Source organism: Streptomyces sp. SID11385 (genome assembly GCF_010548245.1).
Classification (GTDB): Bacteria; Actinomycetota; Actinomycetes; order Streptomycetales; family Streptomycetaceae; genus Streptomyces.
In genome coordinates this window covers 1-1993 of sequence record NZ_JAAGLR010000328.1, presented here as the reverse complement: position 1 = coordinate 1993, position 1993 = coordinate 1, and the positions used below count along the sequence as shown (strand labels likewise).

Here is a 1993-nt window from a genome sequence, read left to right as displayed (position 1 = left end):
CCCTGCGCGGGGGCTTCGCGCGGGCCGCCGCCTCGGCCGTGGTCTGCGAGGCGCCCGCCGTCAAGGGAGTACCGGCGTGCGCGGGCGCGCGGCGCGGGGAGGGCGCGGCCAAGGGGCGTACCGCGCCCAACAACGGTGACTACGCGCTGTCGTACGCGGACAGGGACGACGACCCCAACACCTACAACTCCACCCGCGCCCGCCTCGACATGCCCGAGGGCGCGCGCATCCGCTACGCGCGCCTGTACTGGGGCGGCAACCTCCGCGTCGGCGAGCAGAAGCCGCTCGCGGACGCGGGAAGCGTCCTCGTCGCCGAGCCCGGCGGCTCCTACCGCAAGGTCGCCGCCGATACGGCGATCGGGCACCGTGTCGCGGGCGGCGCGGAGGCCCTGCACGCCTCGGCCGACGTCACCGACCTCGTGCGCGCGAGCGGTCCCGGCGAGTGGACCGTCGCCCAACTCCCCATCGCCAAGGGCCACTCCGCGACGGGCGGCTGGGGCGGGTGGACGCTCGTCGCCGCCTGGGAGGAGCCGGGGGCGCCGCTGCGGCGGCTCTCGCTGTGGGACGGCTTCGAGTCGCTGCACGTCGACGACCGCGACCGCCGCACGCTCCGCCTCGAACTGCCCGGCCACCACGTGCCGGCCGGGGCCGCGGGGCGCGCGGGGATCGTCGCGTACGACGGGGACCGGGGCATCGACGGGGACGCCGTCACGGTACGTACCGGAGCGGCGAGGCCCGTCCCGCTCGGCGGCGACGCGGCCAACCCGACCGCCGACCTCTTCAACTCGACCATCGGCGACAACACGTCCGCCGGTGCGGTGAGTTCGCGTGGCGCCCTGCCGCACACCTTCGGCTACGACTCCGATGTCCTCGACCTGCGCAAGGCCCTGCGGCCCGGCGGTACGGGACTGCGGGTCGACGTGTCAGCGCAGCGGGACGCGGTGTGGCTGGGGGCGTTCTGGGCGGAGACGGACGAGGCGCGGGCGGGCGGCCGGAAGGGTGGCCTGGCGGCGGGCGGCGGCGAGTCCGGTGGCGGAACCGGCGTGGGCCGCGACTGACCGTCCCTCGCTCCACAACTTCCCCCGTCCTTCGCACAGTTGGGTAAGTGCGCGTGTCAGTGTCAGCAGAGCAGTGCGAACTCCCGCCCCGTACCCGTGTCCTGCACATCGCGCAGCCCGTCGAAGGGGGTGTCGCGCGAGTCGTCGCGGACCTCGTACGCGCGCAGCGCGCGGAGGGCCTGGACGTGCACCTCGCCTGCCCGCCCGGCGGGACGCTCGGTGAACAGGTCGCCCTGTGCGGCGCGTTCGTGCACGAGTGGTACGCGGGGCGCGCGCCCGGCCCCGCGCTGCGGGCCGAGACGGCCGGTGTGCGGCGGGTGCTCGACGTCGTGCGGCCCCACCTCGTCCACCTGCACAGCGCGAAGGCCGGTCTCGCCGCACGCCTCGCGGTGCGGGGAGCGCTGCCGACCGTGTTCCAGCCGCACGCCTGGTCGTTCGAGGCGGCGGGCGGCCCCGTCGGCGCCTTCGCGCGGCGCTGGGAGCGGTACGGGGCCCGCTGGGCCGACCGGCTGCTCTGCGTGAGCGAGGCCGAGCGGCGTACCGGCGAACAGGCGGGCGTGGCGGGCGAGTTCGTCGTCCTGCCGAACGGCGTCGACCTCGCCGCCTTCCGGCCCGAGGGCGGCCGGTACGGGTACGGGGACGCCGCTCCGCTCGTCGTGTGCGTGGGACGGCTGTGCCGGCAGAAGGGGCAGGACGTGCTGCTGCGGGCCTGGCCCGCTGTGCGCGAGGCCGTGCCGGGGGCGCGGCTCGTCCTCGTCGGCGACGGTCCCGACGAGGCGGAGCTGCGTCAACAGGCCGGGCCAGGCGTCGAGTTCGCGGGATCGGCGCGGGAGTGCGCGCGCTGGTACCGGGCCGCGGACCTCGTGGCCCTGCCCTCGCGCTGGGAGGGGATGGCGCTCGCGCCGCTGGAGGCGATGGCCTGCGGGCGCGCGCTC

At 76.6% G+C, this 1993-nt stretch carries 2 protein-coding genes; both read left to right on the top strand.

Annotated features, from left to right (window positions below; all coding sequences use genetic code 11):
• On the top strand, positions 1 to 1058 hold a 1058-nt coding region (locus tag G3I42_RS09945; protein WP_164284393.1), incomplete at its 5' end, for a DUF3344 domain-containing protein.
• A gap of 59 nt (positions 1059 to 1117) precedes the next feature.
• The coding region (locus tag G3I42_RS09940; RefSeq protein ID WP_164284396.1) for a glycosyltransferase at positions 1118 to 1993 on the top strand (876 nt) is incomplete at its 3' end.